This window comes from Ureibacillus sp. FSL K6-2830 (assembly GCF_038004145.1).
Classification (GTDB): domain Bacteria; phylum Bacillota; class Bacilli; order Bacillales_A; family Planococcaceae; genus Ureibacillus; species Ureibacillus thermosphaericus.
Genome location: NZ_JBBOQR010000001.1, coordinates 126,201 through 151,700, shown reverse-complemented (window position 1 = coordinate 151,700; position 25,500 = coordinate 126,201). Strand labels below are relative to the sequence as shown.

Genomic DNA, 25,500 nt, shown 5'->3' with positions numbered 1-25,500 from the left:
TTTTACTAATTTTGAAAGTACCTAAGCGACAAATATTTACCTCACATTATTAAAAGAACAGTTACACATAGTAATGTTACAAACAATTTGAGGAGGTGGACTATGAAATGCCATTTGCGTAATCTGTTGACTTATCTTGTGCTCATCATCGCACTTTTGTCACCTTCAGCAGCAGCCGAAGCAAAAAAGCTAATTCCGATGGGTGAATCGATAGGGATTCAGTTAGAATTGCCATTTATATATGTAGCTCATGATGTATTATTACCAAATGGACAATGGTTAAAAAAAGGTGATATTATAAAAGAAGTCAACGGAAAGCCAATACAATCTATCGAGATGTTGAAGGAATCCATGACTGATTCGGAAATAAGCCTAACCATTAAACAATCGTCCAATCATACAAGAACCATTACACTAACGAACGATCAAGCAAATAATATACTTCCCTTTCTAAAAGATGAAACGGATGGCATCGGTACATTAACCTTTATTGATCCTGAATCGAAAGAATACGGTGCATTAGGTCATCAAATCATCGACGGTGTATTAAATAAACCTCCTGAATTTACAGATGGTTCTATTTTTTTAGCATCAATTGAGCAAATAAAAAAATCGAGCCCTGGAAATCCTGGTTATAAAATTTCTGTCATTAATCATGACGATATACGTTTAGGAAATATTTCATCCAATGATATATATGGTATTTTTGGTAATTGGGAATTAGATGTAAAAGAAATAATGCGTAAGCCTATTGAGATTATGCATGATGATGAAATTCAATTAGGAAAAGCAGAACTTCTTACAGCTATTGAAGGTTCAAAAGTTGAATCCTTTACAATTGAAATTGTGAAGATAGAAGATAATTTTTTACAATTTGAAATAACCGATCAAAATCTTTTATCCAAAACAGGTGGCATATTACAAGGGATGAGCGGAAGTCCCATTTTGCAAAATGGTAAATTTGTTGGTGCAGTAACACATATGTTTGTCGAACAACCAGCTCGAGGTGCAGCCATAACCTTATCAGAGATGTTAAAAAAGAAGCCAAATTAAGCCGAAAAGACTATGCCAACATTTTGGTATAGTCTTTTTTTGATAATCGAATTAAAAACATTGTATGACGAAAAAATGAAATTAGAAATAAATGGTGATTTCTGTCACAATATACATAAAAATTACGACTACCTTCTCATTTTTAAATTCGATAAAGGTTTTTTCGATAAAATGTCGAAAAGAATAGTGTCAAGTAAACGGAAACTATGACATATAAGTATTAAAAATGCAATATTAGGGAGAAGGCTATAAGGGGGATTTTACATGACGAAAATTAGAGTTGCAATTGCCGATGATAACCGAGATTTAGTGAGAACAATGGAACAATACTTTGAAAATCATCCAGACATTGAAATAGTTGCAACTGCTTCAAACGGTAAATTGTGTCTCAATATGTTAGAAGAATATAACCCAGACATTTTGTTGTTGGACATTATTATGCCCCATTTAGATGGTTTAGGCGTTCTTCAAGAAATGTATAAAAATGATCGTTTTCGCGATACTCAAGTCATTATGTTGACGGCTTTTGGACAAGAAGATGTAATGAAACAGGCTGTTACATACGGGGCTTCCTATTTTATGTTAAAACCTTTTGAGTTTGATCAGCTCGTTCAGAAAATTTTGCATTGCGCAGGCCAAAAGCGTGAAACTGTCAAGAGACAAAGTGTGTTACAGCCTGAACCAAATGGAAAAGTGAATCAGAGACAATTGGATACTACGATTACATCAATTATTAAGGAAATTGGCGTACCTGCGCATATCAAAGGCTATGCATATTTACGAGAAGCTATTCAAATGGTATATCACGATATTGAATTGTTAGGTTCTGTTACAAAAATTTTATATCCAGAAATTGCAAAGAAATTTGGTACAACTCCTTCTCGTGTTGAAAGAGCAATCCGTCATGCCATTGAAGTTGCATGGAACCGTGGAAATTATGAATCCATCTCTCAAATGTTTGGATATACAGTCCATCATTTAAAATCAAAACCTACAAATAGCGAGTTTATTGCCATGATTGCTGACAAAATTCGTATTGAACTAGTGGCTTCATAATCGTATTTTCTTTCATTGTCATATTATTATTAACAATAGATTTTTCCATCCAATTGTCACCTCTTTATTGAGGTGACTTTTTATTACTTTATCATATTAATTTTATAAAAGGTATTACACTTTAAATAAAAAAATTATATTATAGTACAAGAGGTGAGCATATGTGCGTATATTTTCCAATGATTATTTTGAGTTAATCGAAGAAAACGGTAAAGTTTATATTCAAAACTATAAAAAGGGTTTTCCAATTAAACAATTCGATGAAATATTAGGCTCTCTTACTCGAATAAAACTGTCAAATTTTTCAAATTTAAAAAAAGCTCTAAAAGAAGAAGTGTCGAATCCTGTCGAAATCGGTTACTGGTTGCCTCCGATGGAAATTGAAGTATCAAAAGATAAGATGACAGCCCATCTTATTGTTTATGAATCAACCATTTTGGAAAATCCAAGTCAATTTCAAAAAGAACTAAATGACATATTGACTCAAAGACAGATTGTCCATGGAATAAAAGAGCTTAATCTAGAATCGATTACGATCGGGAAACCAATTGTAATTGCTGAAGGAACGGAACCAATTAAAGGGGAAGATGCACAGGTTACATACATAAAGATTCCGGAGAGAAAACCTGTCATAAGGGAAGATGGAAAAGCTGATTATTTTGATATGAATTTCATATTTGAAATCAATGAAAATGACTGGTTAGGAGAGAAAATCCCCGCCCAACCTGGTGTAAATGGCAAAAATGTTTACGGAGAAGAAATTCCAGCTCCTCCAGGTAAAGATATACCATTAAAGTATGATCGTAAATCTGCATATGAAGTAGAAGAGGATGGAAAAATTGTCATTCGGGCATTAAATAAAGGCGTTGTAGAGGAAAGACAAGGATTATTAATGATTAATAATCATTTGCCAATCGATGGAGATGTTGGGTTAGAGACAGGAAATGTTGAATTTGATGGTTCAATTAGCATTAGTGGAACTGTTCAAAAAGGTTTTAGTGTCATTGCAACGGGTGATATTTTCATTGAGGGTACAGAAGGTGTTACAGGTGCGAAATTAATCCAATCTAGAGAAGGAGATATTTACATAAAAGGTGGTATATTTGGATTAGGTCAAACAACTGTAAAAGCTGGTGGCAACATTTACGTAAAACATGTCAATGAAGCAAATTTATATGCAAAAAAAAATATTGTCATCGGATTTTATTCTTTAAACTCCTCATTGCAAGCTGATTCGATTTTTGTGGATGAGCGGAAAGGAAAAATTATTGGTGGCAAGGCAATTGCGAGAAACACTATTGTGACCGCTATATCGGGTAACCGGATGGAAAGGCGGACGGAATTAATTATACAATCAGTGAATCGGCAAGAAGGTTACAAGATTATACAAGAAAAAGCAGCATTATTAAAGTCGACACAAGAAGAAATGGAGAAATTATCTGAAAAGATAGAGAAACTAGCAGCATTAAAAAATCGGCTTACACCTGCTCAAGCGAAGGTTTATAAAGAAATGAAAGAAGTATTGGAAGATAAGAAGCAGCAAGTAATTGAATTGGACAATGAAATTCAAGAGATGATCGCAGCGATAAAATCCATCGGCAAAGAGGAAATCATTGTTAATAAAGAAGCGTATCCTGGTACTTTTATCCAAATAGGGAAACAATCGTCCTTAATAAGAAAGACAACAAAAGGGAAATTTTTACTGGAATTTGGCGAATTAAATATATAATAAAGCGTTCAGTGGAGGGACTTGTCTCTCGTTGAACGCTTTATTTATATAATAATCTATTGTTTAATTTCTTTTGTTTCATCCTTTTTTTGAAACCTTGGAGCCACTCTTCCCCTTTTTCGATCTCGATGCAATAAATAGCCCGCAAAAAATCCAATTCCGATGATGCTAAAGATAAGCCCTATAAGAAATTGGAACCATAACCAAGGAAAAGGGGAATTTAATATGCCGTATAGAGTATCGCGCATAAACTTGATACCTGCACCAGCAATTAATGCGGGAATCAATAAAATGATAAAGGCAATTAATCGGGCCATGAAATAACCTCCTTCGCAATTAATTCAATTTTACATCGCCAAGAAATAGTGTCAAGTTTCGACAAAAAATTGCTAATCTTTTGCACATTTTTGTCATAAAAATTATATTAGAATTATAATTTTTAATAATACGAAAAATCAGAAAATTAGGAAAAGTATATCTTTCAATATTTCTAGTTGATAAATTAAAAAATAAAAAGTATTGTAAAGTAAAATAGTACAAATTGTAGAAATTTTGTCGCTAATTTTAGGGATTTACTCCATTATATTTTTAGGGAGGTTTTTTGAATGGAAATCTTTAAGTACATGGAAAAATATGATTATGAACAATTGGTATTTTGTCAGGACAAAAATTCTGGATTAAAAGCGATTATCGCCATCCATGATACAACCCTTGGACCAGCATTAGGTGGCGCTCGCATGTGGCCTTATCAATCTGAAGAAGAAGCCATCGAGGATGCATTGAGACTTGCTAGAGGTATGACGTACAAAAATGCAGTAAGTGGCTTAAATCTTGGCGGTGGTAAAACAGTAATTATTGGTGATCCAGCTAAAGACAAAAACGAAGAAATGTTCCGCGCGTTAGGACGATTTATTCAAAGTTTAAATGGTCGTTATATTACAGCAGAAGATGTTGGTACAACTGTTGAAGATATGGACTTGATTTATGAAGAAACAGATTATGTAACAGGTGTATCACCTTCATTTGGTTCATCTGGTAACCCATCTCCTGTAACCGCTTACGGAGTTTATTTGGGAATGAAAGCAAGTGCTAAAGAAGCATTTGGAGATGATAGCCTAAAAGGCAAAACAATTGCTGTTCAAGGATTAGGTAATGTTGCATATAACTTGTGTAAATACTTGCATGAAGAAGGCGCAAAACTGATTGTCACGGATATTAATGAAAAAGCAATAGAGAGAGCTGTCAATGACTTTGGTGCAGTTGCGGTAAGTCCGAATGAGATTTACAAACAAGATGTTGATATTTTCTCACCATGTGCACTTGGTGCCATCATTAACGATGAAACGATACCGCAATTAAAAGCAAAAGTCATCGCTGGATGTGCAAACAACCAGTTAAAAGAATCTCGCCACGGGCAAATTCTTCATGAAAAAGGAATCATTTATGCACCAGATTATGTAATTAATGCTGGTGGAGTAATTAATGTTGCAGATGAACTTTACGGATATAACAGAGAAAGAGCAATGAAACGAGTAGAAACAATTTATGATTCTTTAACAAAAATTTTTAAAATTTCAAAAGATGAAAACATCCCAACTTATTTAGCTGCTAATCGTTTGGCTGAAGAAAGAATTAACAGTGTACTAAAATCAAGAAAACAATTTTTACAAAAGGAAAAAAACATCTTAAGTAGAAGACAAAAATAATTTCGCTATAGATGAAATTGATTTGGAGGGATGGCTTTGGCTCGAGAATATGATTTAGTCATTATTGGTGGAGGAACTGGGGGATACGTTGCAGCAATAAAAGCAGCGCAATTAGGTTTAAAGACTGCCATCGTTGAAAAAGAAAAATTAGGTGGTACTTGCCTTCATAGAGGGTGCATTCCAACGAAAACATTCTTACGAAGTGCGGAAATGTATCGTGATGCTAGTAATGCAAAAGAATATGGAATCCAAATTTCAAACATTCAATTTAATCTTCAACAATTACAAGAACGAAAAAAAAGTGTAATTGAACAGTTACATCAAGGTATCAAAGGGTTAATGAAAAAAGGAAAAATTGATTGCTATTACGGAACTGCAAGACTTTTAGGACCATCCATATTTTCTCCAATGGCAGGGGGAACGGTATCAGTTGAGATGAATGATGGTTCTGAAAATGAAATGCTGTTGCCTAAAAATATCATCATCGCAACTGGAGCCAAGCCACGTCCATTTAACGGAATTGAATATGATGGGACAATGATTTTAAATTCCGATCAAATATTGGAAATGGAAGAGCTTCCAGCATCCATGATTATAATCGGTGGCGGTGTAATTGGCATTGAATGGGCTTCTTGTTTAAGCGATTTTGGCGTGAAAGTAACAATTTTAGAATATGCAGATCGCATTTTGCCAAATGAAGATATAGCCATATCAAAAGAAATGGAAAAACAGCTTATAAAACGCGGTATTAACATCGTGACGAAAGCCGAAATCTCCCCTTCATCCATCGTAAAAGGTGATAATTCGGTAACAATTAACGCAAACGTGAACGGTGAAGAAAAGAAATTTGAAGCGGAGAAAATGTTAATTTCAATAGGCCGCATTGGAAATATTGAAAATTTAGGGTTGGAAAATACTGAGATTGAAACGGATTCTTCCTTTATCAAAGTAAATGATGTTTACCAAACGAAAGAAAAACATATATACGCTATAGGAGATTGCATTGGTGGTGTTCAGCTTGCCCATGTGGCCTCTCACGAAGGGATTATTGCGGTGGAACATATTGCATCCGGAAAGAAAAAAGCAATTAATTACCGAAACATTCCAAGATGCGTATATTCATTCCCAGAGGTTGCAAGCATTGGGTTAACTGAAGATGAGGCAAAATCGTTAAATTACGATGTGAAAATAGGAACCTTTCCATTTAAGGGAATTGGAAAAGCAGTGGTATATGGTGAAACAGAAGGTTTTGTTAAAGTCATAGCAGATCGAGAAACAGATGATTTACTCGGTGTGCATATGATTGGTCCGCATGTAACGAATTTAATTTCAGAAGCTGCATTAGGATTAACTTTAGATGCAACACCTTGGGAAATCGGCGAAACCATCCATCCGCATCCATCATTAAGCGAAATTTTAAATGAAGCTGCTTTAGCGGTTGATGGAAAAGCGATTCATATATGATGAGAACTGTTTTGTGAAAGGGGAGTGTATCAATGTCCGACTTACATCATGCACAATTAGGCTTATCAGACAACGATGTGTTACAAATGTATGAAACAATGCTTTTAGCTCGTAGACTTGATGAACGTATGTGGTTACTAAACCGAGCTGGGAAAATTCCGTTCGTTATTTCTTGTCAAGGCCATGAAGCTGCTCAAGTAGGGGCTGCCTTTGCGTTAAATCCAACAAGGGATTATATTGCACCATATTACCGTGATATGGGAGTTGTGTTGCATTTTGGGATGACACCAAGGGATTTAATGTTGTCTGCGTTTGCGAAAGCAGAAGATCCAAACTCCGGTGGTAGACAAATGCCTGGACATTTTGGTTATAAAAAGAATCGAATCTTAACTGGATCATCTCCAGTAGCAACTCAAGTACCACATGCTGTAGGAGTTGCTTTAGCAGGAAAATTACAAAACAAAGAATTAGTCTCTTTTGTAACATTGGGAGAAGGTTCCACAAACCAAGGTGACTTCCATGAAGGAGCAAACTTTGCTGGCGTTCATAAATTGCCAGTTATCATCATGGTAGAGAACAATAAATATGCCATCTCTGTACCAGTTGAAAAACAATTGGGCGGTCGCGTGGCTGACAGAGCTATTGGATATGGAATGCACGGCGCTTCCGTTGATGGCAAAAATCCTTTAGCTGTTTATAAAGTGATGAAAGAAGCCGTTGATCGTGCGCTTAAAGGTGAAGGTCCGAGCTTAATCGAAGCAGTAACTTATCGATTAACGAGCCACTCTTCCGATGATGATGACAAATATCGTTCTAGGGAGGAAGTAGCAGAAGGAAAAGCAAACGATCCGTTGCTGTTATTTGGTAACTACTTAATCGATACAAATGTCGCAACGAAAGAAACTCTAGAAGAAATTAATGACAAAGTGATGGCAATTGTGAATGATGCGACAGATTATGCAGAAAAAGCACCTTATGCTCCCCCAGAACATGCGTTGAAATATGTTTATTGGGAAGGGGATGAATAAGATGGCGGTAATGTCTTTTATTGAAGCGATTAATTTGGCGATGAAAGAAGAAATGGAAAGAGATGAAAACGTTTTTATTTTAGGAGAAGACGTTGGTAAAAAAGGTGGAGTATTTAAAGCCACTCAAGGATTGTATGAACAATTTGGTGAATGGCGCGTTTTAGATACGCCTCTAGCAGAAAGCGCAATTGCCGGTGTAGCCATTGGAGCTGCAATGGTAGGAATGCGTCCAATCGCTGAAATGCAATTCGCAGATTTCATTTTGCCGGCTGTTAACCAAATTGTCTCTGAAGCAGCCAAGATCCGATATCGTTCAAATAATGATTGGAGCTGTCCGCTTGTTGTTCGTGCTCCATATGGTGGTGGCATCCACGGTGCGTTATATCATTCCCAATCTGTGGAAGCACTATTTGCCAATACACCAGGGTTAAAAATTGTCATCCCTTCCACTCCATATGATGCAAAAGGATTACTAAAAGCAAGTATTCGGGATGAAGATCCAGTTTTATTCTTTGAACATAAACGGGCATATCGATTAATCAAGGGAGAAGTGCCGCTTGATGATTACGTGTTGCCAATCGGTAAAGCAGACGTAAAAAGAGAAGGGGATGACATTACTGTTATTACTTATGGACTTTGTGTCAATTATGCCCTTCAAGCAGCTGAGCGCCTTCATGACGACGGAATAGAAGTGCACATTTTGGATTTACGTACGGTATATCCACTGGATAAAGAAGCAATCATTGAAGCTGCAAGCCGTACTGGAAAAGTACTTCTCGTTACGGAAGATAATAAAGAAGGTAGCATCATGAGCGAAGTTGCAGCCATCATTTCCGAAAACTGCTTATTTGACTTGGATGCACCAATCATGAGATTAGCGGGTCCGGACGTTCCAGCTATGCCATATGCACCAACGATGGAAAGATTTTTCATGATCAATCCTGAAAAAATTGAACGGGCTATGCGGGAATTAGCCGCTTTTTAAGGGGGATACGTATGTCAGTTGAAAAAATTATCATGCCTCAATTAGGAGAAAGTGTTACAGAAGGAACAATTGAAAAATGGCTTGTTAAACCTGGAGATCATGTAAATAAATACGATCCTATAGCGGAAGTTTTAACGGATAAAGTAAATGCGGAAGTACCTTCATCCTACACGGGCATTATCAAGGAATTAATTGGTAAAGAAGGCGAGACGTATCCGGTAGGAACGGTGATTTGTACGATTGAAGTAGTTGAGGAAAAAGAATCATCAAATATAAGTGAAGCCATTCGCAATGCGACGAAAGAACCTGTGAAAGTAAAAGTGAATGAACCAAATTATGGGGAAAACATTCCAAAACAAAAAAATCGATATTCTCCAGCTGTATTGAGATTAGCGAGCGAACACAATATAGACTTAGAACAGGTAACTGGTACAGGATTAAATGGTCGCATTACGCGTAAAGACGTTCTAAACTTTATTGAGTCAATGAAGGATGGAAACGTACCGTCCGTTGAACGACAAGTACAAGAGCCTGTTCAAACTCAAGAAACAAGTCCGTCGCCATCACCAGTACAACCAAAACCAATTCACATTGAGAAACAAGCAGGTGATGTGGAAATTCCAGTATCCGGCCTTCGTCGTACAATCGCTAACAATATGGTGAGAAGTAAGCATGAAATTCCACATGCTTGGTTGATGATGGAAGTAGATGTAACAAATCTTGTACAATATCGTGATTCCATTAAAAAACAATTTAAAGAAAAAGAAGGATTCAACATCACATATTTTGCATTCTTTGTCAACGCTGTTGCTCAAGCATTAAAAGAGTATCCAATGCTTAACTCTGTTTGGGCTGGAGATAAAATTATCCAGAAGAAAGATATTAACATTTCAATTGCTGTTGCGACAGACGATGCCCTATTTGTTCCGGTAATCAAAAATGCAGATGACAAATCCATTAAAGGGATTGCAAAAGAAATTAATGAATTGTCTCAAAGTGTTCGAAGCGGAACATTAAAGAGTGATCAAATACAAGGTGGAACATTTACTGTAAATAATACGGGCTCATTCGGTTCTGTACAATCAATGGGTATTATCAATTACCCTCAAGCGGCGATCTTACAAGTGGAATCCATTGTAAAAAGACCAGTCGTTATTAATAATATGATTGCAATTCGCGATATGGTGAATTTATGCTTGTCAATTGACCATCGAATTTTAGACGGTTACATTTGTGGGAAATTTCTAAATAGAGTAAAAGATATTCTCGAAAATACAAATTATTATGAAAAGAATATTTATTAAAAGTGCTAGAAAGCCTTGTAAATCAAGGCTTTCTTTAATTTTTATACTTTATTGGTAGCGGTTTCTAATGTATTATAAATATTATAAAAATTTATAATTTGATGAAAAGGGGGAAGCTGTTTAGCGAAGTCTATGTCAAACAACATGCATGAGATCGATTTTCCATCCGCAAGTTATGAAGAGTGGAAAGAAACAGCTATAAAATCTTTAAAGGGGAAGCCATTTGAATCACTCTTTACTAAAACAATTGAAGGGGTTACAATACAACCGTTATATACACAACAAATGTTGGTGGAAAAATTAGGGGACCAATTAGAAAAACAAGTAAACACGATTCGTGCGCTAAATGCTACAAAATCTGTTCAAGCTGCCCAAACAATTTATGCTGAAAATACAAAAGAATTCTTTGATAAAATAAAAGATAGTGTTAATCGCGGTAATGGTTACATTACAATCGATAGTAGAATCCTTGAATGGGACGAAGAAGCTTTAACTCAATTAGCTAATTACTTAATTGAGTATCCATTTAAATTAATCGTACACGAAAACAAGATTTTAAATGTATTTTCAAAAATTCAAGAATCTGATCGTGAAAAAGTTAGAGGATTTGTTCTTACAAATGAAGCAATTACGCTTGATGATTTTCCGATGGTTCGGACTTTTGCGGCAAATACAGTTCCTTATCATAACGATGGTGCACATATTGTACAAGAACTTGCTCTTGCGCTAGCTCAAGCGGCAAAATATGCCGAGAAGTCTGAATCCTTTGAATCCTTTGCAAATAAATTTTTCGTAAATTTTGCAATTGATACTTATTTTTTCCAAGAAATTGCAAAATTGCGTGCCTTTAAAGTTTTATGGAAAGCCTTTGCAACGGCATACAATGCGGAAGCAGTTCCAGTTCCAGTATTGGTGGAAACATCATTACGCAGTTTCTCTAAATACGATATTTACGTAAATTTACTCCGTGCTGGTAATGAAGCCTTTGCTGCGTTAATCGGAGGAGCAGATGCCATTACTGTTCACCCATACGATGTATTAACAAAACCGACTGAACAATCCGTTCGTATTGCAAGAAATGTCGTGTTAGTGTTAAAAGAAGAATCATTTGTTGATGATGTTCTTGACCCTGCAGGAGGTTCATATTTCATAGAAACTTTAACGGCAGAATATGTAGAAAAAGCTTGGGAATTATTCCTTCAAATTCAAGAAGCAGGTGGCATTGACGAATTCGAAAAATCCGGAAAATTACAATCAGCTATTGAAGAAGTCTATAAAGAGCGTATTCGTCAAGTAGAAACGAGAAAACATTCGTTAATTGGTACAAACATTTATGCGAATCCAGCTGATCTGCTGCAAACAGAAACAAATCCGTTATATAAAGATATTAAGCGTTTAGCAATTCCATTTGAAATGCTTCGAGAGCAATACAGTCAATTGAATCCAAAAATCGGCATTCTCACTTACGGAAAATTAAAAGACTTTAAACCTCGAGCGGACTTTGTAGAAGGATTTTTCGCAACAGCTGGTGTTGTACCTGTAGAATCCGGTGAAATTGAATCGATTGAAGAGGCAAAAAATTGGTTACAGCAAACGGATGCTGATTATGTAGTGATTGCTGCTACAAATGATCAAACAAAAGAAATCGTACCAGTTTTATTGGAAAATAAAAAAGAAGGCTTAATTTTAGATGTTGCAGGGAAATTCCCAGAAGAAGAAACAGACTGGTTATCTCAAGGTTTAAACGGATTTATTTTTGCAGGTCAAAATATTGTGGAAAAGCTCACTGCGCTTCTTGAAAGCTTGAAGGGGGTACAACAACAATGAAACCAAACTTTCATTCTGTCAATATACAAGATGTAATAAAAAGTGAACAAATTCAACCATCTCATACATTTAAAACAAATGAAGGAATTGAAGTAAAAGAATTTTATAAGAATGAAGATATAAAAGACGTAAAACATTTACAAGACTTCCCAGGAATCGCACCAAATACCCGTGGACCATATCCAACAATGTATGTAGCGCGTCCATGGACTGTTCGCCAATATGCAGGTTTTTCAACGGCAGAAGAATCGAATGCATTCTATCGAAGAAATTTAGCAATGGGTCAAAAAGGTTTATCGGTTGCCTTTGATTTGCCTACACACCGAGGTTATGACTCCGACCATCCTCGCGTAAAAGGGGACGTGGGAAAAGCGGGCGTTGCCATTGACTCTGTGGAAGATATGAAAATTTTGTTTGATGGCATTCCTCTTGACCAAATGTCCGTTTCTATGACGATGAACGGGGCCGTTATTCCAATCATGGCCTTCTACATTGTAGCGGCTGAGGAGCAGGGAGTAACGCCGGAAAAACTTGCTGGTACAATCCAAAACGATATTTTGAAAGAGTATATGGTGCGTAATACGTACATATATCCTCCAGAAATGTCTATGAAAATTATTGCTGACATTTTTGAATATACAAGTAAATACATGCCTAAGTTCAACTCTATTTCCATTTCCGGCTATCACATTCAAGAAGCTGGTGCAACGGCGGACATTGAATTAGCATATACGTTAGCAGATGGATTGGAATATGTACGAACAGGACTTAAAGCTGGCATCGACATTGACTCCTTCGCTCCACGATTGTCCTTCTTCTGGGGCATTGGTATGAACTACTTTATGGAAGTAGCAAAAATGCGTGCAGCTAGAAGAATTTGGGCACAAATGATGAGCACATTCAATCCAAAAAATCCGAAAAGTTTGGCTTTACGTACACACTCCCAAACTTCTGGATGGTCGTTAACAGAACAAGATCCATTCAACAACGTAACTCGTACGTTAATTGAAGCAAATGCTGCTGCGATGGGTCATACGCAAAGTTTACACACGAATGCTTTGGATGAAGCGATTGCGCTTCCAACAGACTTCTCAGCTCGCATTGCACGTAATACGCAATTATTCTTACAAGAAGAAACGCTTATGACAAAAGTCATCGATCCATGGGGCGGATCTTATTATGTGGAAAAATTAACAGATGAGTTAACGAAAAAAGCTTGGGAGTTAATTAAAGAAATTGAAGAGCTGGGTGGAATGGCTAAGGCGATTGAAACAGGTCTTCCAAAAATGAAAGTAGAAGAATCAGCTGCAAGACGCCAAGCAAAAATTGACTCTAAAGTGGAAACGATTGTTGGCGTTAATAAATACAAATTAGACGTTGAAGAACCAATTGATATTTTAGATATTGATAATACGCTAGTTCGTCAAAAACAAATTGAAAGACTTGAAAAAATGAAATCAGAAAGAAATGAAGAAGAAGTGCAAAGACATCTTGAACGTTTAACGAAAGCTGCAGAAACAGGAGAAGAAAATATGCTTGCTGTTGCAGTTGACGCTGCTCGTGCTCGCGCGACACTTGGTGAGATTTCCGATGCCATTGAAAAAGTTTGCGGACGTCATAAAGCAGTTATCCGTTCAATTTCAGGTGTTTATTCATCTAACTTCTCCGATAATGAATTAATTGAAGAAGTAAAACAAATGACAGATGAATTCCTAGAAAACGAAGGTCGTCGCCCGCGTATTTTAATTGCGAAAATGGGACAAGACGGACATGACCGCGGTGCAAAAGTCGTTGCTACTGGTTATGCTGATCTTGGGTTTGACGTAGATATTTCACCGCTATTCTTAACACCGCAAGAAGCGGCACAAATGGCAGTGGAAAACGACGTGCACTGTGTAGGTGTATCTTCTTTAGCAGCAGGCCATAAAACGTTAGTACCTGAATTAATTGAAGAATTAAAAAAATTAGGTAGAGGAGATATTATCGTTGTCGTTGGCGGTGTAATCCCTGCTCAAGATTACCAATTCCTATACGATAAGGGTGTATCTGCAATCTTTGGACCAGGTACAGTAATCCCAGTTGCAGCGATTAAAATTATTGAAGAAATCTATCATCGATTAGGTTATGAGGAAGTGTCTGAATGATGGGCGAAAAAAACGCAGAAGAGACTGCACTACATGTCATGAAAGGTATTGAAAGTAAACACGATGGAATGTCATATGTTGCGCCAAAAAAATTTCGAAAAAAGCGGCAACAACAAGTTGATATAAAGCAATTAGCGAGTGAAGTGCGCGGAGGAAAGCGCACTTCGCTTTCAAAAGCAATTACTTTAATTGAAAGTTCCAATCATGAACATAAGGTGCTGGCTCAAAATTTATTGCAAGAATTATTACCTTTTACAGGAAACAGTATTCGGATTGGAATAACTGGGGTTCCCGGAGCAGGTAAGAGCACTTTTATTGAAGCGTTTGGTACAATGCTTTGCGAGATGGGGAAAAAAGTTGCCGTTCTTGCAATAGACCCTAGTTCTACCATTTCCGGCGGCAGCGTTTTAGGGGATAAAACACGAATGGAACATTTAAGCCGTCATCAAAACGCATTTGTACGTCCTTCACCAAGTGCCGGTACCTTAGGCGGTGTTCATAAAAAAACACGGGAAACGATGCTTCTTTGTGAAGCAGCTGGATACGATATTATTTTAATTGAGACTGTTGGTGTAGGGCAAAGTGAGACGTATGTTCGTGGTATGGTTGACTTTTTCCTTCTTCTCGTCTTAACAGGCGCAGGTGATGAATTACAAGGCTTGAAAAAAGGCATTATGGAATTGGCAGATGGTATTGTTGTCCATAAAGCTGATGGAGACAATGTAAAAAAAGCGAAAAAAACCGTTCAAGAATATAGGAAAATCCTGCATTTCTTACAACCGTCAACTCCAGGTTGGGAATCAAAAGCTGTTCCTGTTTCATCCTATGAAAAAAAAGGATTGGAAGATGTTTGGGAAATGATTTTATCGTTTGAAAAACAAATGAAAGAATCCAGCTACTGGTTCACAAGAAGACGAGAACAAACAAGTGATTGGTTCCATTCAATGATTACAGACCATCTAATTGATTCATTTTTTGGTAATAAAGAAAACAAAGAATTAGTGAAAAAGCTGGAAGAAGAAATATTGCAAGGAAAATTAACCGTAACGCAAGGCATACACAAATTGTTCCCCAATCAGTAACTGCCTTTAGGTTGTAATCCCTGTATAAAACCCATTTCAGAGAATCCTTTTGAAGTATTTGCAATTAACTTTTCCTTCTTCTATGCTAAAATTAATACTTGAAAGGAGATTGAAATGTATGAGTATGGATTACGATTTATTTATGCAAGAAATTATTACCACTGCACGAGCTGAAATGGAGAATGCTGGATATGAGCAATTAAGAACCCCAGAAGATGTAGAAAAGGCCTTTGCACGTCCTGGAACTACTCTTGTCATGATTAATTCTGTATGCGGCTGTGCAGGAGGTATTGCGCGACCTGCAGCGGCAAGTGCAATTCATTATGATAAACGTCCAGATTATCTAGTAACGGTTTTTGCTGGACAAGATAAAGAAGCAACGGCTGCTGCACGTGCGCATTTTGGAGACGAACATATTCCTTCATCACCAGCTTTTGTTTTACTGAAAGACGGAAAAGTTGTCGCTGATATAGGTCGTCATGAAATAGAAGGACATGATGTAATGTCAGTTATTACAAATTTACAAGCCAATTTTGAAGAATATTGCGATGAAGTATAATTAAACCAAAAATAGAATCCGCATACTCGTATCATTCAAGTATTGCGGATTCTAACTTATTCATTTCATGAATAGATAGAAAAATTGCTTACTATATTTTCAGAAATCATTTAATTTTATTTTTATATCAAATTTTTTTAATTGTATCTGTTGTGGTACAGTGTTGTTGGTTGATATACATTTTTTCAAAATAAAAAAGCGATTACATATCTTGTAACCGCTGTAAAGAATGTTAGAAGAATGATAAACCGAATGCCAATGTTGAAAGTAACATGATTGCAATCATCGTGTAGACTATTATTTTTTGAAATTTTTTGTTGCTCATATTCTCGCTCTCTCCTTTTTTTCATAGGATTAGTTTATCAAATCTGAAAAATTTCTCAAGTACGTAGCGGAAATTTCGTAATTTCGCTACAATAGATTATGTACTATAACAGAAGGGGTGGCATGATGGAAAAAGTCGATCATATTGGAATCGCAGTAAAAAACCTAGACGATTCAGTAAAATATTATACTGAAGTTTTAGGTTTGAAATTAGAAAGAATTGAAGAGGTTCCATCGCAAAATGTACGAGTAGCATTTATCGATGCTGGGAATGTACATATTGAATTATTACAACCCTTAAGTGAAGAAGGGGCGATTTATAACCATATACAAAAACGTGGAGAAGGAATTCAACACATTTGTTTCAGTGTAGATAATATTCGAGAAAAAATGGCTGAATTAAAAGAAAAGGGAGTTCGCCTTCTGTCTGAAGAGCCTATACCTGCAGCTGGGGGAGCTGAAGCATGCTTTATTCATCCAAAAGATAGTTTTGGAGTTTTATATGAACTATATGAAAAAAAGTGATAAAGGGGTTAAGGAATCATGGATATGTTAGATAAAATCGATGAAATGTATGACCGAAAAAGAGAGATTTATTTAGGCGGTGGGGACAAGCGCATTGAAAAGCAACATGAAAAAGGTAAGCTAACAGCACGTGAACGTATTGATCTATTACTAGATGAAGGCACTTTCGTTGAAATAAATCCATTTATTAAACATAGAGTAACAGATTTCGGCATGGGTGAACAAAATGGCCCTGGTGACGGTGTTGTAACTGGATACGGTAAAGTGAATGGCCGTCCTGTTTATTTATTTGCTCAAGATTTCACAGTATTCGGCGGTGCATTAGGAGAAATGCACGCGAAAAAAATTGCTGCAGTGATGGATTTGGCTGCAAAAAATGGAGCGCCATTCATCGGCATCAATGACTCTGGCGGTGCCCGTATTCAAGAAGGAGTATTATCATTAGACGGTTATGGCCACATCTTCTATCGCAACTCGATTTATTCTGGGGTTATTCCACAAATTTCTGTGATTATGGGTCCATGTGCTGGCGGTGCTGTATATTCTCCAGCAATTACAGACTTTATTTTAATGGTGGATAAAACATCCCAAATGTTCATTACTGGTCCGAAAGTAATTGAAGCGGTTACAGGAGAAAAAATTTCATCAGAAGATTTAGGCGGTTCAAAAGTGCATAACACAATTAGCGGTAACGCTCATTTCCGCGCCCCTTCTGAAGAAGAAGCGATTGAACAAATTAAGAGATTATTAAGCTATTTACCACAAAGTAATAAAGAAAAAGCACCAAAATTACCACGCCCTGAAGGAGACGATTGGCGTCCTGAATTAATTGACGTTGTTCCAATTGAACCTACACGTCCTTACGATGTTCGTAAAGTAATTGAACAAGTGGTGGATGAAGGTTCCTTCATGGAAGTGCATTCTGAATTTGCGAAAAACATTGTTGTAGGATTTGCTCGTATTGCTGGACAATCTGTTGGATTAGTTTGTAACCAACCAAAGGCCTTAGCAGGTGGTCTTGATATTGACTCATCCGATAAAGCTGCCCGTTTCATTCGCACTTGTGATGCATTCAATATTCCAATCATTACATTTGAAGACGTATCAGGATTCTTCCCTGGCGTTAAACAGGAACATGGCGGTATCATTCGTCACGGTGCTAAAATCTTATATGCTTATTCTGAAGCAACCGTTCCAAAAATTACAGTCATTTTACGAAAAGCATATGGTGGAGCATACGTTGCGCTAAATTCAAAAGCCATTGGTGCAGATTTAGTATTCGCTTGGCCAAATGCAGAGATAGCCGTAATGGGTGCTGCTGGTGCTGCTAACATCATCTTTGCGAACGAAATTGCAAATTCAGAAGATCCGGAAGCTACACGTCAAGCAAAAATTGAGGAATATAAAGAAAAATTTGCTAATCCATATGTTGCTGCTTCACTTGGAATGGTTGATGATGTAATCGATCCAAGAGAAACTCGCATTAAGTTAATTCAAGGATTAGAAATGCTTGAAAATAAAGAAGAATCAAGACCTAAGAAAAAACACGGAAATATTCCGCTATAATTGTGAAAGTTTCCAATTACGTACCATTAGAAGCACAAGCTAATCCCAGTTTGTACTTCGATTTTTCCAAAAATTCAAATTGGTTCTAACAATATTTCATATCAAAAGGTAATGAATATTATATGAATTTAGTAATTATTTTGTCTTATTTATAGAAAGATATAGAAATTTTTCAAACAATATGCTACAATTCAACTAAATTTCAACAACTGAATAATCTATACGGTGCTAATGAAAATTAGCTTAAAAGGGAAACTAGTGAGAATCTAGTGCGGTCCCGCCACTGTGAAGAGGAGCTCAAAATCAAATGCCACTGTGCAAACGGGAAGGCGATTTTGTAGCGATGACTCTAAGCCAGGAGACCTGCCGTATGGAGTGGATGGTAGTGTCCTACGAGGATAGGTACACGAATAGGCATGATTGGATTATTATGTCTTATTGTGGGACACTGCTAGTTTGGCAGTGTTTTTTTATTTTCAAATTTTCATTTTAGGAGGAATTTTATGAAAGTCTCAATCAAAATACTTTACTTTCTAGCAGTATTATTAATCATTCCTAATACAGCTTTTGCTATGCATATCATGGAAGGTTTTTTACCAATCAAGTGGGCAATATTTTGGTGGCTCCTTACATTCCCTTTTTTAATCATTGGATTAAAGAAAATGAGTAGTTTAGTAAAGAGAAATGCTGAGACGAAGTTATTACTAGGTTTATCGGGTGCATTCACTTTTGTATTATCCGCATTAAAAATTCCTTCGGTTACGGGAAGTTGTTCTCATCCTACGGGTGTTGGATTAGGAACCGTATTATTTGGACCATTTGTAATGAGTGTTTTAGGTACCATCGTGTTATTATTCCAATCATTATTATTAGCCCATGGAGGTTTAACAACGCTTGGCGCCAATGCGTTTTCGATGGCGATTGCTGGACCTTTTATCGCCTATGGAGTATTTAAAGGCTTCAATAGGATCGGTTTGCCCTTTACTCTAGCAGTTTTCTCAGCAGCAACATTAGCAGATTTAGGTACATATGTCATTACATCTATTCAACTTGCACTAGCCTTTCCATCTGAAGTTGGTGGAATTTTCGCTTCATTTGTAAAGTTTGCTGGCGTATTCGCTGTTACACAGGTACCATTAGCAATTATTGAAGGATTGATTTCAGTAATGGTGATGAATTTCTTATTGAAATACAACGAAAGAGAATTAAAGTTACTTCAAGTACTAAAGAAACCCCAGGAGGTGAAGTAAAATGTTAAAAAAGAATATGCTTTTATTAATTTTGATCATTTTTTTAATGATTGTCCCGCTGATTGTTAACGGAGATGCAGAATATGGTGGTGCAGATGGAGAAGCGGAAGGATTAATTACAGAACTGAACCAATCCTATGAACCATGGTTTTCAAGTATTTGGGAGCCTCCTAGTGGTGAAATAGAAAGTTTATTATTCGTACTACAAGGAGCAATCGGTGCAGGGTTCATTGGTTACTTTATAGGATATATGCGAGGCCGGAATAGGGGCGGGAATGCAGAGATACAGAAATGAGAATGTTAGAATATTTCGCTTATCAATCACCTTTAAGAAATAAACACCCAATCGAAAAAATGGGATTTGCTCTTATTCCATTAATATTGAATATCGTATTTCAACATGTTCTTACATCCATATTCATATTTTGCATCATGACAGTTATTACTTTAATAATCGGAAAAGTTCCGATTCGCGTATATTTGAAGTTATTGCTTATTCCAGTGGTATTTCTAATTTCAAGTATACTAGTCATTTTACTCAATTTTTCAACTAACCCTATAGAAGGTGCCATTTTTCAATCTATTATTGGTCCCGTCACGATTTCAATTTCGATAACGAGTGTTGAAAAGGCATTGATGCTATTTGTTGTTGCTTTATCGAGTATTAGTTGTTTGTATTTTTTAATTTTATCTACGACGATTCAAGATTTTCTATATGGATTAAGGTGTTGTAAAGTACCAACTACTTTATTGGATTTAATTGCATTAATGTATCGATTTATATTTATATTTCTTGATTCCAGCAGGACAATCTATCTTGCACAAATAGCAAGGTTAGGTCACAGTTCTTTATTAAATTCTATCAAATCAATTGGACTTATAATCAGTGCTTTGTTTATTAAGGTATTTCAAGAAATGAAAGACTTAAATAATGCGATAAATGCAAGAAGTGTAGATGGCTATTCAGCAGTCATTTCAAGAGAACTTCATTTTTCAACAAGTAGTTGGATATTTACGTTGTTAGTGAATTTGTTCATTATCGTCTTTTATTTCACCGTTGGGAGAGTTGGTTAAAATGAATACTCCTTTGTTTGAATTGAAAGAAGTTTCTTATACCTATGAAGATGGAACAGAAGCTTTACAAAAAATAAATTTACAAATTGATCAAGGAAAAAAAATTGCTTTGTTAGGTAGTAATGGAGCAGGGAAATCCACTTTAATATTGCATTTAAATGGTTTATTAAAACCAACCTCCGGAACAATTTATTTTAAAGGACAACCATTATCCTATTCAAAAAAAGAATTGTTAAATGTTAGACGCAAGGTTGGAATTGTTTTTCAAAATCCAGAAACCCAGTTGTTTAATGGAACTGTTTTGGATGATATTGCCTATGGGCCATTTAATTTACATCTAGCAGAACAGGAACGAAAGTCGTTGATAGAGAAAGCAATTAATCAAACAGACGTTGAATCATTATTAGATAAACCGATTCACTTTTTAAGTGTTGGGCAAAAAAAGCGAGTTTCCATCGCTGGAGTTCTTGCTATGGATCCTGAAGTCATCATATTAGATGAGCCGACTGCATCTTTAGATATTTATTACACAAGGAAAATACGAAAATTGTTAAACGAACTTCATTGTGACGGGAGAACACTCATTCTTTCTACTCATGATATTGACTTTGCTTATGAATGGGCTGACGAAGTCGTTGTGATGCATCATGGAGAAATGTTATATCACGGTGCTTTTTATAGTTTGTTTGAAGAAAACAAGGACATTGTGAAAAAAGCAAATTTAGAAACATCCATAATATTCGAAATTGCGCAAATGATGAAAATGCAAGGACTCATTTCAAAACTAGATGATGTACGTTCAAAAGAAAAAGTAATCGATGTACTTCATGATTGTTTCATGATGGCAAAGAATTAAAAGGGGTGATGAGTTTGAAGGGAAAGCTTTACATTGTCGGATTTGGTCCAGGTGATGCTAATCACATTACCTATCGTGCAGTTGAAGCAATCAAAGCTAGTGATACAATCATTGGCTATAAAACTTACGTCGAGCTAATTAAAGATTTATTAGATTCCAAACAACAAATTATTAGTACAGGGATGACAGAGGAAGTATCACGAGCACAAGCGGCAATAAAACTTGCTGAAGCGGGGCACCATGTGTCGGTCATTTCAAGTGGTGATTCAGGTGTATACGGTATGGCTGGTTTAATTTATGAAGTGCTCATTGAACAAGGGTGGAATAAAGAAACCGGGGTTGAAATTGAAGTTATTCCTGGCATTTCTGCAGTTCATTCTTGCGGTTCCCTTCTTGGAGCTCCAATAATGCATGATTCATGCACAATTAGTTTAAGCGACCATTTAACGCCATGGTCTATTATTGAAAAAAGACTGGAAGCAGCGGCAGCAGCAGATTTTGTAATTGCTTTATATAATCCTAAAAGCGGTAGGAGAACAAAACAAATTGTAGAGGCTAGGAGAATTTTATTAAAATACCGGTCACCGAATACGCCTGTTGGACTCGTAAAGAGTGCTTATCGTGAGAGACAAAATATTGTAATTACTACGCTAGAAAAAATGCTAGATTACGAGATTGGTATGCTCACAACGGTGATTATCGGAAATTCTTCCACTTTTGTGTATGATGACTTAATGATTACACCGAGAGGATACAAACGAAAATATACGCTTGATAGCGAGATTCAACCATTGAAACCTCATGAACGATTAAAAAAGGAAGCTGAACCTTGGTCTTTAGAAAATCTAGAGTCGAAAGAAAGTGAACTATTTAAACAAAAAACGCCATTTCAACTTGCATGTGAAGCAATTGCCATGCTAGATCAAAAGCAACATTTCGTTGTAGAACAGCCAAGCAATATGTCTATTTTTGAATTTGCGGTAAGCCCTGGAGTGGCAAACAAACGATTTACTCCGGAGCAATTTCAGCTGTTAGCAGAAATTGTGGGAAATGAAGGAAGGATGGACTATTCAAGGGATCATCAGTTACTCATAAGTATTCCAACCAATAATCCTAATAAAATAGTAGAGCAAATATCAAACGTTGGATTGCTAGTGATGCCGGTTGGAAATGTCGTTACGGTAAAAGCTTGTGATTTTTGTGATGGTGAAAAAACTGAACCCATTCCATACGCGGAAGAACTTCAAAGACGATTTGGAGGAAAAGCCATGCCGAAAGAATTAAAGATCGGTATTAATGGATGCGGAATGGCTTGTTACAACGCAGTTATGGAAGATATCGGAATCGTTTACCGAAAAGGTAAGTTTGATGTGTTTTTAGGGGCAAAACCAGTTGGGCGTACGGCCCATCCTGGACAATTAATTGAAGAAGGACTAGAAGCGGATCAATTAGTTGATTTAATCGAAAAAATTATTGAGGAATATAAAGAACATGCTCATCCAAATGAAAGACTATTTAAATATTTTAAACGGAAAAAAGTGCTAGCAGGCTACGAATATCAAGATAATGAACCAAAATTGAATTTACAACCGATTCCTTGTGTAGATTAGGAGGAAGAAAATAATGACAAAAGCCATTTTGTTTGTAGGACATGGAAGTAAGTTAGAAGCAGGAAATAATGAAGTAAGGGAATTTGTGGAGCAATTATCCTCTTTAATAGATGCTAATTTATTAGTTGAGACTTGTTTTTTAGAATTTGCTGAACCTACCATTTCTCAAGGAATTGATTATTGTGTTGAAAAAGGTGCAACAGAAATATATGTAATTCCGATTATTTTACTACATGCAGGACATTCAAAAATTCATATTCCTGCTGAAATTGTAGAAGCACAAAATAAATATCCCCATGTGAAATTTACGTATGGTGAAGTTGTTGGAATTCACGAAGAAATACTTCAAATTTTACTAGAGCGTTTGCAAGAAATCGGTTTTGATACACAGGCAAAACATGAAGACACAGCGATTTTATTAATTGCTCGTGGTGGAAGCGATGAATACGCAAATGGTGATTTTTATAAGATTACAAGACTTTTATGGGAAAAACTAGATGTTCCAATAGTAGAAAGTGCTTTTATGGGAGTGACAGAACCATTAGTTGATGAGGGTATTGAACGTTGTATTAAACTCGGTGCGAAAAAAATAATTATGCTTCCATATTTTCTATTCACAGGCATTTTAATCGAACGAATGAAAAAATATTGTGAGCGTTTCAATGAACAATACCCGAACGTAAAAATAGAGATTGCACATTATTTTGGAAATCATCCACTTTTAAAATCAGTGATCATTGAGCGAATGGATCAAGCACTAAATGGACACTCAAAAGGTGTTAAGGACTTGGAGAATATTCAAAGGTTAAAGCAATTGGGACTCATTTCTCATCATCATCATGACCATGAACATCATCACCATCATCATGACCATGAACATCATCACCACCATCATGACCATAATCATCATCATCATCATGATGAAAAAACGGAAGTGAAACCATGATTCTGTTTTTAGCAGGTACAAGCGATGCACGAGAGTTAGCAATTTTGTTAAAAAAGGAAGGCTTCCCCCTAATAGCCACTGTAGTAACAGAATCTGCTGCAAATAGACTTACTGATGAAGGAATCAATGTAAGAGTTGGTCGCTTAAATGAAGAAAAAATGTTTGAATTTTCAAAGAAAAATGGGGTGACTGCAATTGTTGATGCAAGTCATCCCTTTGCAGAAGAGGCGCATAAAACAGCGAAATCAGTAGCGGAACAATTAAAAATCCCATATATACGATACGAAAGAGAACAATCAAAGCTAGAACAAGACTCTATTATTTATGTTTCAACTTACGAAGAAGCAGCGGAACTCGCAGCAAAGAAAAAAGGAGTTGTCATGTTAACAACCGGCAGTAAAACATTAGAAATCTTTGCGAAAAAATTATTGCCACTAAATGATGTTCGCGTAATTTGCAGAATGCTTCCCCGAATCGATAATATGCAAAAATGCGAACAACTTGGCTTCCCTCAAAAAAATATTGTAGCAATGCAAGGACCTTTTACAAAAGAGTTAAATACTGCCTTATTTAAGCATTTCGGAGTGACACTCATGATAACAAAGGAAAGTGGAAAAGTTGGTGCTGTTGATGAAAAAGTAGAAGCTGCAAAAGAATTAGGGATTGAGACGATTGTGATTACAAGACCAAATATACAATTTGGCAATGAGTTTCACAAAATGGAGGAAGTTGTAGAATTCTTAAAAATACAAAGAAACGAGGGTGTGCTATGAATTTTAAACCGATTACGGTAGAACCGAATAAAATTTATGATTATAGTTTTGCCATTATTGAAGAAGAGATGGGTGAACATCATTTTTCTGAATTGGAATGGCAAGTCGTGCGTCGAATTATTCATGCTTCAGCAGATTTTGAATTAGGAAGGAGTGTTGTATTTTCTCCTGGTGCAGTTGAAGCAGGCATCAAAGCAATTCGAGAAGGAAAACATGTGATTGCCGATGTTCAAATGATTGTCAGCGGCTCAGGAAGGAAACGATTTCAAAAATATGGCGGAGATTTGCATTGCTATATCGGTGACGAAGATGTGGCACAAGAAGCAAAAAAAGAAGGAGTTACACGGGCAATTATGTCCATGAGGAAAGCTATCCGTGAACATGTAGGAGGAATTTATGCGATTGGTAATGCTCCTACAGCCTTATTAGAGTTAATTCGCCTTATCAATGAAGGCATCGCAAAACCCGACTTAATTATTGGGATGCCTGTCGGATTTGTTTCCGCAGCTGAGTCGAAAGAGGAACTTTTAAAACTAAAGGGAATACCTTATATCACAAATGTTGGTCGTAAAGGAGGTAGCACGGTAACCGTTGCCGCATTAAATGCTATTTCGATTTTAGCTGATCAGGTGTGAGGTA

The 25,500-nt window shown here is 36.4% G+C and carries 24 protein-coding genes and 1 riboswitch; of the genes, 22 read left to right on the top strand and 2 right to left on the bottom strand.

Annotated features, from left to right (window positions below; genetic code table 11):
- Positions 1-102: 102 nt before the first annotated feature.
- The 3 genes from NSU17_RS00740 (at position 103) to NSU17_RS00730 (ending at position 3,838) form a co-directional block, all read left to right on the top strand.
- A complete protein-coding gene (locus NSU17_RS00740; protein WP_340432745.1) occupies positions 103-1,053 on the top strand; it encodes a SpoIVB peptidase S55 domain-containing protein in 951 nt (316 codons plus the stop codon).
- Between the two features lie 264 nt (positions 1,054-1,317).
- The gene (gene spo0A / locus NSU17_RS00735) at positions 1,318-2,109 is read left to right on the top strand and encodes a sporulation transcription factor Spo0A (protein WP_016837760.1); all 792 of its coding nucleotides are present in this window, start codon (positions 1,318-1,320) and stop codon (positions 2,107-2,109) included.
- Positions 2,110-2,272: 163 nt separating this feature from the next.
- On the top strand, positions 2,273-3,838 hold the full coding sequence (locus tag NSU17_RS00730) for a FapA family protein (protein WP_340432748.1): 1,566 nt from the start codon (positions 2,273-2,275) through the stop codon (positions 3,836-3,838).
- Positions 3,839-3,894: 56 nt separating this feature from the next.
- On the opposite strand, the gene NSU17_RS00725 is transcribed toward NSU17_RS00730, so the two are convergent.
- The gene (locus NSU17_RS00725; protein WP_016837762.1) at positions 3,895-4,155 is read right to left on the bottom strand and encodes a DUF2627 domain-containing protein; all 261 of its coding nucleotides are present in this window, start codon (positions 4,153-4,155) and stop codon (positions 3,895-3,897) included.
- Between the two features lie 288 nt (positions 4,156-4,443).
- On the opposite strand from NSU17_RS00725, the gene NSU17_RS00720 reads away from it, so the two are divergent.
- The 9 genes from NSU17_RS00720 to NSU17_RS00680 all read left to right on the top strand — a co-directional run bounded on the left by NSU17_RS00720 (position 4,444) and on the right by NSU17_RS00680 (position 15,937).
- Positions 4,444-5,544, top strand: coding sequence for a Glu/Leu/Phe/Val dehydrogenase dimerization domain-containing protein (locus NSU17_RS00720; protein ID WP_016837763.1), 1,101 nt, complete (start codon positions 4,444-4,446; stop codon positions 5,542-5,544).
- A 36-nt stretch (positions 5,545-5,580) separates the two neighbouring features.
- Entirely contained in the window at positions 5,581-7,008 is a 1,428-nt protein-coding gene (lpdA, locus tag NSU17_RS00715) for a dihydrolipoyl dehydrogenase (RefSeq protein ID WP_016837764.1), read from the top strand.
- Between the two features lie 32 nt (positions 7,009-7,040).
- Positions 7,041-8,036: a thiamine pyrophosphate-dependent dehydrogenase E1 component subunit alpha gene (locus tag NSU17_RS00710; RefSeq protein ID WP_096550981.1), complete on the top strand. Its 996-nt coding sequence runs from the start codon at positions 7,041-7,043 to the stop codon at positions 8,034-8,036.
- 1 nt (position 8,037) lies between these two features.
- Entirely contained in the window at positions 8,038-9,021 is a 984-nt protein-coding gene (locus tag NSU17_RS00705; RefSeq protein WP_340704014.1) for an alpha-ketoacid dehydrogenase subunit beta, read from the top strand.
- 11 nt (positions 9,022-9,032) lie between these two features.
- On the top strand, positions 9,033-10,325 hold the full coding sequence (locus NSU17_RS00700) for a dihydrolipoamide acetyltransferase family protein (RefSeq protein ID WP_340704013.1): 1,293 nt from the start codon (positions 9,033-9,035) through the stop codon (positions 10,323-10,325).
- Positions 10,326-10,457: 132 nt separating this feature from the next.
- Complete coding sequence (locus NSU17_RS00695) at positions 10,458-12,152, top strand: methylmalonyl-CoA mutase family protein (RefSeq protein ID WP_340704012.1); 1,695 nt, start codon at positions 10,458-10,460, stop codon at positions 12,150-12,152.
- Positions 12,149-14,296 carry a methylmalonyl-CoA mutase gene (scpA, locus tag NSU17_RS00690; RefSeq protein WP_340704011.1) on the top strand — a complete coding sequence of 716 codons (2,148 nt, stop codon included), beginning with the start codon at positions 12,149-12,151 and terminating at the stop codon, positions 14,294-14,296. The genes NSU17_RS00695 and scpA overlap by 4 nt, the downstream gene beginning before the upstream one ends.
- On the top strand, positions 14,293-15,378 hold the full coding sequence (gene meaB / locus NSU17_RS00685) for a methylmalonyl Co-A mutase-associated GTPase MeaB (protein ID WP_340704010.1): 1,086 nt from the start codon (positions 14,293-14,295) through the stop codon (positions 15,376-15,378). The genes scpA and meaB overlap by 4 nt, the downstream gene beginning before the upstream one ends.
- 118 nt (positions 15,379-15,496) lie before the next feature.
- The gene (locus tag NSU17_RS00680) at positions 15,497-15,937 is read left to right on the top strand and encodes a BrxA/BrxB family bacilliredoxin (protein ID WP_096550991.1); all 441 of its coding nucleotides are present in this window, start codon (positions 15,497-15,499) and stop codon (positions 15,935-15,937) included.
- A 232-nt stretch (positions 15,938-16,169) separates the two neighbouring features.
- Here NSU17_RS00680 and prli42 read toward each other — a convergent pair whose 3' ends face one another.
- Complete coding sequence (gene prli42, locus NSU17_RS00675; RefSeq protein WP_172597863.1) at positions 16,170-16,262, bottom strand: stressosome-associated protein Prli42; 93 nt, start codon at positions 16,260-16,262, stop codon at positions 16,170-16,172.
- Positions 16,263-16,387: 125 nt separating this feature from the next.
- Between prli42 and mce the strand changes: the two genes are divergently transcribed.
- The 10 genes from mce (at position 16,388) to NSU17_RS00625 (ending at position 25,496) form a co-directional block, all read left to right on the top strand.
- The gene (gene mce, locus NSU17_RS00670) at positions 16,388-16,786 is read left to right on the top strand and encodes a methylmalonyl-CoA epimerase (protein WP_016837773.1); all 399 of its coding nucleotides are present in this window, start codon (positions 16,388-16,390) and stop codon (positions 16,784-16,786) included.
- A gap of 18 nt (positions 16,787-16,804) precedes the next feature.
- Positions 16,805-18,352 carry an acyl-CoA carboxylase subunit beta gene (locus NSU17_RS00665; protein ID WP_016837774.1) on the top strand — a complete coding sequence of 516 codons (1,548 nt, stop codon included), beginning with the start codon at positions 16,805-16,807 and terminating at the stop codon, positions 18,350-18,352.
- Between the two features lie 206 nt (positions 18,353-18,558).
- A riboswitch (cobalamin riboswitch) is annotated at positions 18,559-18,737 on the top strand.
- A 118-nt stretch (positions 18,738-18,855) separates the two neighbouring features.
- Entirely contained in the window at positions 18,856-19,602 is a 747-nt protein-coding gene (locus tag NSU17_RS00660; RefSeq protein ID WP_016837775.1) for an energy-coupling factor ABC transporter permease, read from the top strand.
- A 1-nt stretch (position 19,603) separates the two neighbouring features.
- The gene (locus NSU17_RS00655) at positions 19,604-19,897 is read left to right on the top strand and encodes an energy-coupling factor ABC transporter substrate-binding protein (RefSeq protein WP_096550993.1); all 294 of its coding nucleotides are present in this window, start codon (positions 19,604-19,606) and stop codon (positions 19,895-19,897) included.
- On the top strand, positions 19,894-20,676 hold the full coding sequence (gene cbiQ / locus NSU17_RS00650; RefSeq protein WP_096550995.1) for a cobalt ECF transporter T component CbiQ: 783 nt from the start codon (positions 19,894-19,896) through the stop codon (positions 20,674-20,676). The genes NSU17_RS00655 and cbiQ overlap by 4 nt, the downstream gene beginning before the upstream one ends.
- Before the next feature lies 1 nt (position 20,677).
- The gene (locus tag NSU17_RS00645) at positions 20,678-21,532 is read left to right on the top strand and encodes an energy-coupling factor ABC transporter ATP-binding protein (RefSeq protein WP_340704009.1); all 855 of its coding nucleotides are present in this window, start codon (positions 20,678-20,680) and stop codon (positions 21,530-21,532) included.
- Positions 21,533-21,540: 8 nt separating this feature from the next.
- Positions 21,541-23,142 carry a precorrin-3B C(17)-methyltransferase gene (cobJ, locus tag NSU17_RS00640; protein WP_340704008.1) on the top strand — a complete coding sequence of 534 codons (1,602 nt, stop codon included), beginning with the start codon at positions 21,541-21,543 and terminating at the stop codon, positions 23,140-23,142.
- A 13-nt stretch (positions 23,143-23,155) separates the two neighbouring features.
- On the top strand, positions 23,156-24,088 hold the full coding sequence (locus NSU17_RS00635) for a sirohydrochlorin chelatase (protein ID WP_340704007.1): 933 nt from the start codon (positions 23,156-23,158) through the stop codon (positions 24,086-24,088).
- Positions 24,085-24,861 carry a precorrin-6A reductase gene (gene cobK, locus NSU17_RS00630; protein ID WP_096551001.1) on the top strand — a complete coding sequence of 259 codons (777 nt, stop codon included), beginning with the start codon at positions 24,085-24,087 and terminating at the stop codon, positions 24,859-24,861. Before NSU17_RS00635 ends, cobK begins: the two co-directional genes overlap by 4 nt.
- Positions 24,858-25,496, top strand: coding sequence for a precorrin-8X methylmutase (locus NSU17_RS00625; protein WP_096551003.1), 639 nt, complete (start codon positions 24,858-24,860; stop codon positions 25,494-25,496). Before cobK ends, NSU17_RS00625 begins: the two co-directional genes overlap by 4 nt.
- Positions 25,497-25,500: the final 4 nt, after the last annotated feature.

Bases quoted from the DNA above. Each gene is read 5' to 3' on its own strand.
- NSU17_RS00740 (WP_340432745.1), top strand. From the start codon at position 103: ATGAAATGCCATTTGCGTAATCTGTTGACTTATCTTGTGCTCATCATC.
- spo0A (WP_016837760.1), top strand. From the start codon at position 1,318: ATGACGAAAATTAGAGTTGCAATTGCCGATGATAACCGAGATTTAGTG.
- NSU17_RS00725 (WP_016837762.1), bottom strand. From the start codon at position 4,155: ATGGCCCGATTAATTGCCTTTATCATTTTATTGATTCCCGCATTAATT.
- NSU17_RS00720 (WP_016837763.1), top strand. From the start codon at position 4,444: ATGGAAATCTTTAAGTACATGGAAAAATATGATTATGAACAATTGGTA.
- NSU17_RS00710 (WP_096550981.1), top strand. From the start codon at position 7,041: ATGTCCGACTTACATCATGCACAATTAGGCTTATCAGACAACGATGTG.
- NSU17_RS00705 (WP_340704014.1), top strand. From the start codon at position 8,038: ATGGCGGTAATGTCTTTTATTGAAGCGATTAATTTGGCGATGAAAGAA.
- NSU17_RS00700 (WP_340704013.1), top strand. From the start codon at position 9,033: ATGTCAGTTGAAAAAATTATCATGCCTCAATTAGGAGAAAGTGTTACA.
- NSU17_RS00695 (WP_340704012.1), top strand. From the start codon at position 10,458: ATGTCAAACAACATGCATGAGATCGATTTTCCATCCGCAAGTTATGAA.
- scpA (WP_340704011.1), top strand. From the start codon at position 12,149: ATGAAACCAAACTTTCATTCTGTCAATATACAAGATGTAATAAAAAGT.
- meaB (WP_340704010.1), top strand. From the start codon at position 14,293: ATGATGGGCGAAAAAAACGCAGAAGAGACTGCACTACATGTCATGAAA.
- NSU17_RS00680 (WP_096550991.1), top strand. From the start codon at position 15,497: ATGAGTATGGATTACGATTTATTTATGCAAGAAATTATTACCACTGCA.
- prli42 (WP_172597863.1), bottom strand. From the start codon at position 16,262: ATGAGCAACAAAAAATTTCAAAAAATAATAGTCTACACGATGATTGCA.
- mce (WP_016837773.1), top strand. From the start codon at position 16,388: ATGGAAAAAGTCGATCATATTGGAATCGCAGTAAAAAACCTAGACGAT.
- NSU17_RS00665 (WP_016837774.1), top strand. From the start codon at position 16,805: ATGGATATGTTAGATAAAATCGATGAAATGTATGACCGAAAAAGAGAG.
- NSU17_RS00660 (WP_016837775.1), top strand. From the start codon at position 18,856: ATGAAAGTCTCAATCAAAATACTTTACTTTCTAGCAGTATTATTAATC.
- NSU17_RS00655 (WP_096550993.1), top strand. From the start codon at position 19,604: ATGTTAAAAAAGAATATGCTTTTATTAATTTTGATCATTTTTTTAATG.
- cbiQ (WP_096550995.1), top strand. From the start codon at position 19,894: ATGAGAATGTTAGAATATTTCGCTTATCAATCACCTTTAAGAAATAAA.
- NSU17_RS00645 (WP_340704009.1), top strand. From the start codon at position 20,678: ATGAATACTCCTTTGTTTGAATTGAAAGAAGTTTCTTATACCTATGAA.
- cobJ (WP_340704008.1), top strand. From the start codon at position 21,541: ATGAGTTTGAAGGGAAAGCTTTACATTGTCGGATTTGGTCCAGGTGAT.
- NSU17_RS00635 (WP_340704007.1), top strand. From the start codon at position 23,156: ATGACAAAAGCCATTTTGTTTGTAGGACATGGAAGTAAGTTAGAAGCA.
- cobK (WP_096551001.1), top strand. From the start codon at position 24,085: ATGATTCTGTTTTTAGCAGGTACAAGCGATGCACGAGAGTTAGCAATT.
- NSU17_RS00625 (WP_096551003.1), top strand. From the start codon at position 24,858: ATGAATTTTAAACCGATTACGGTAGAACCGAATAAAATTTATGATTAT.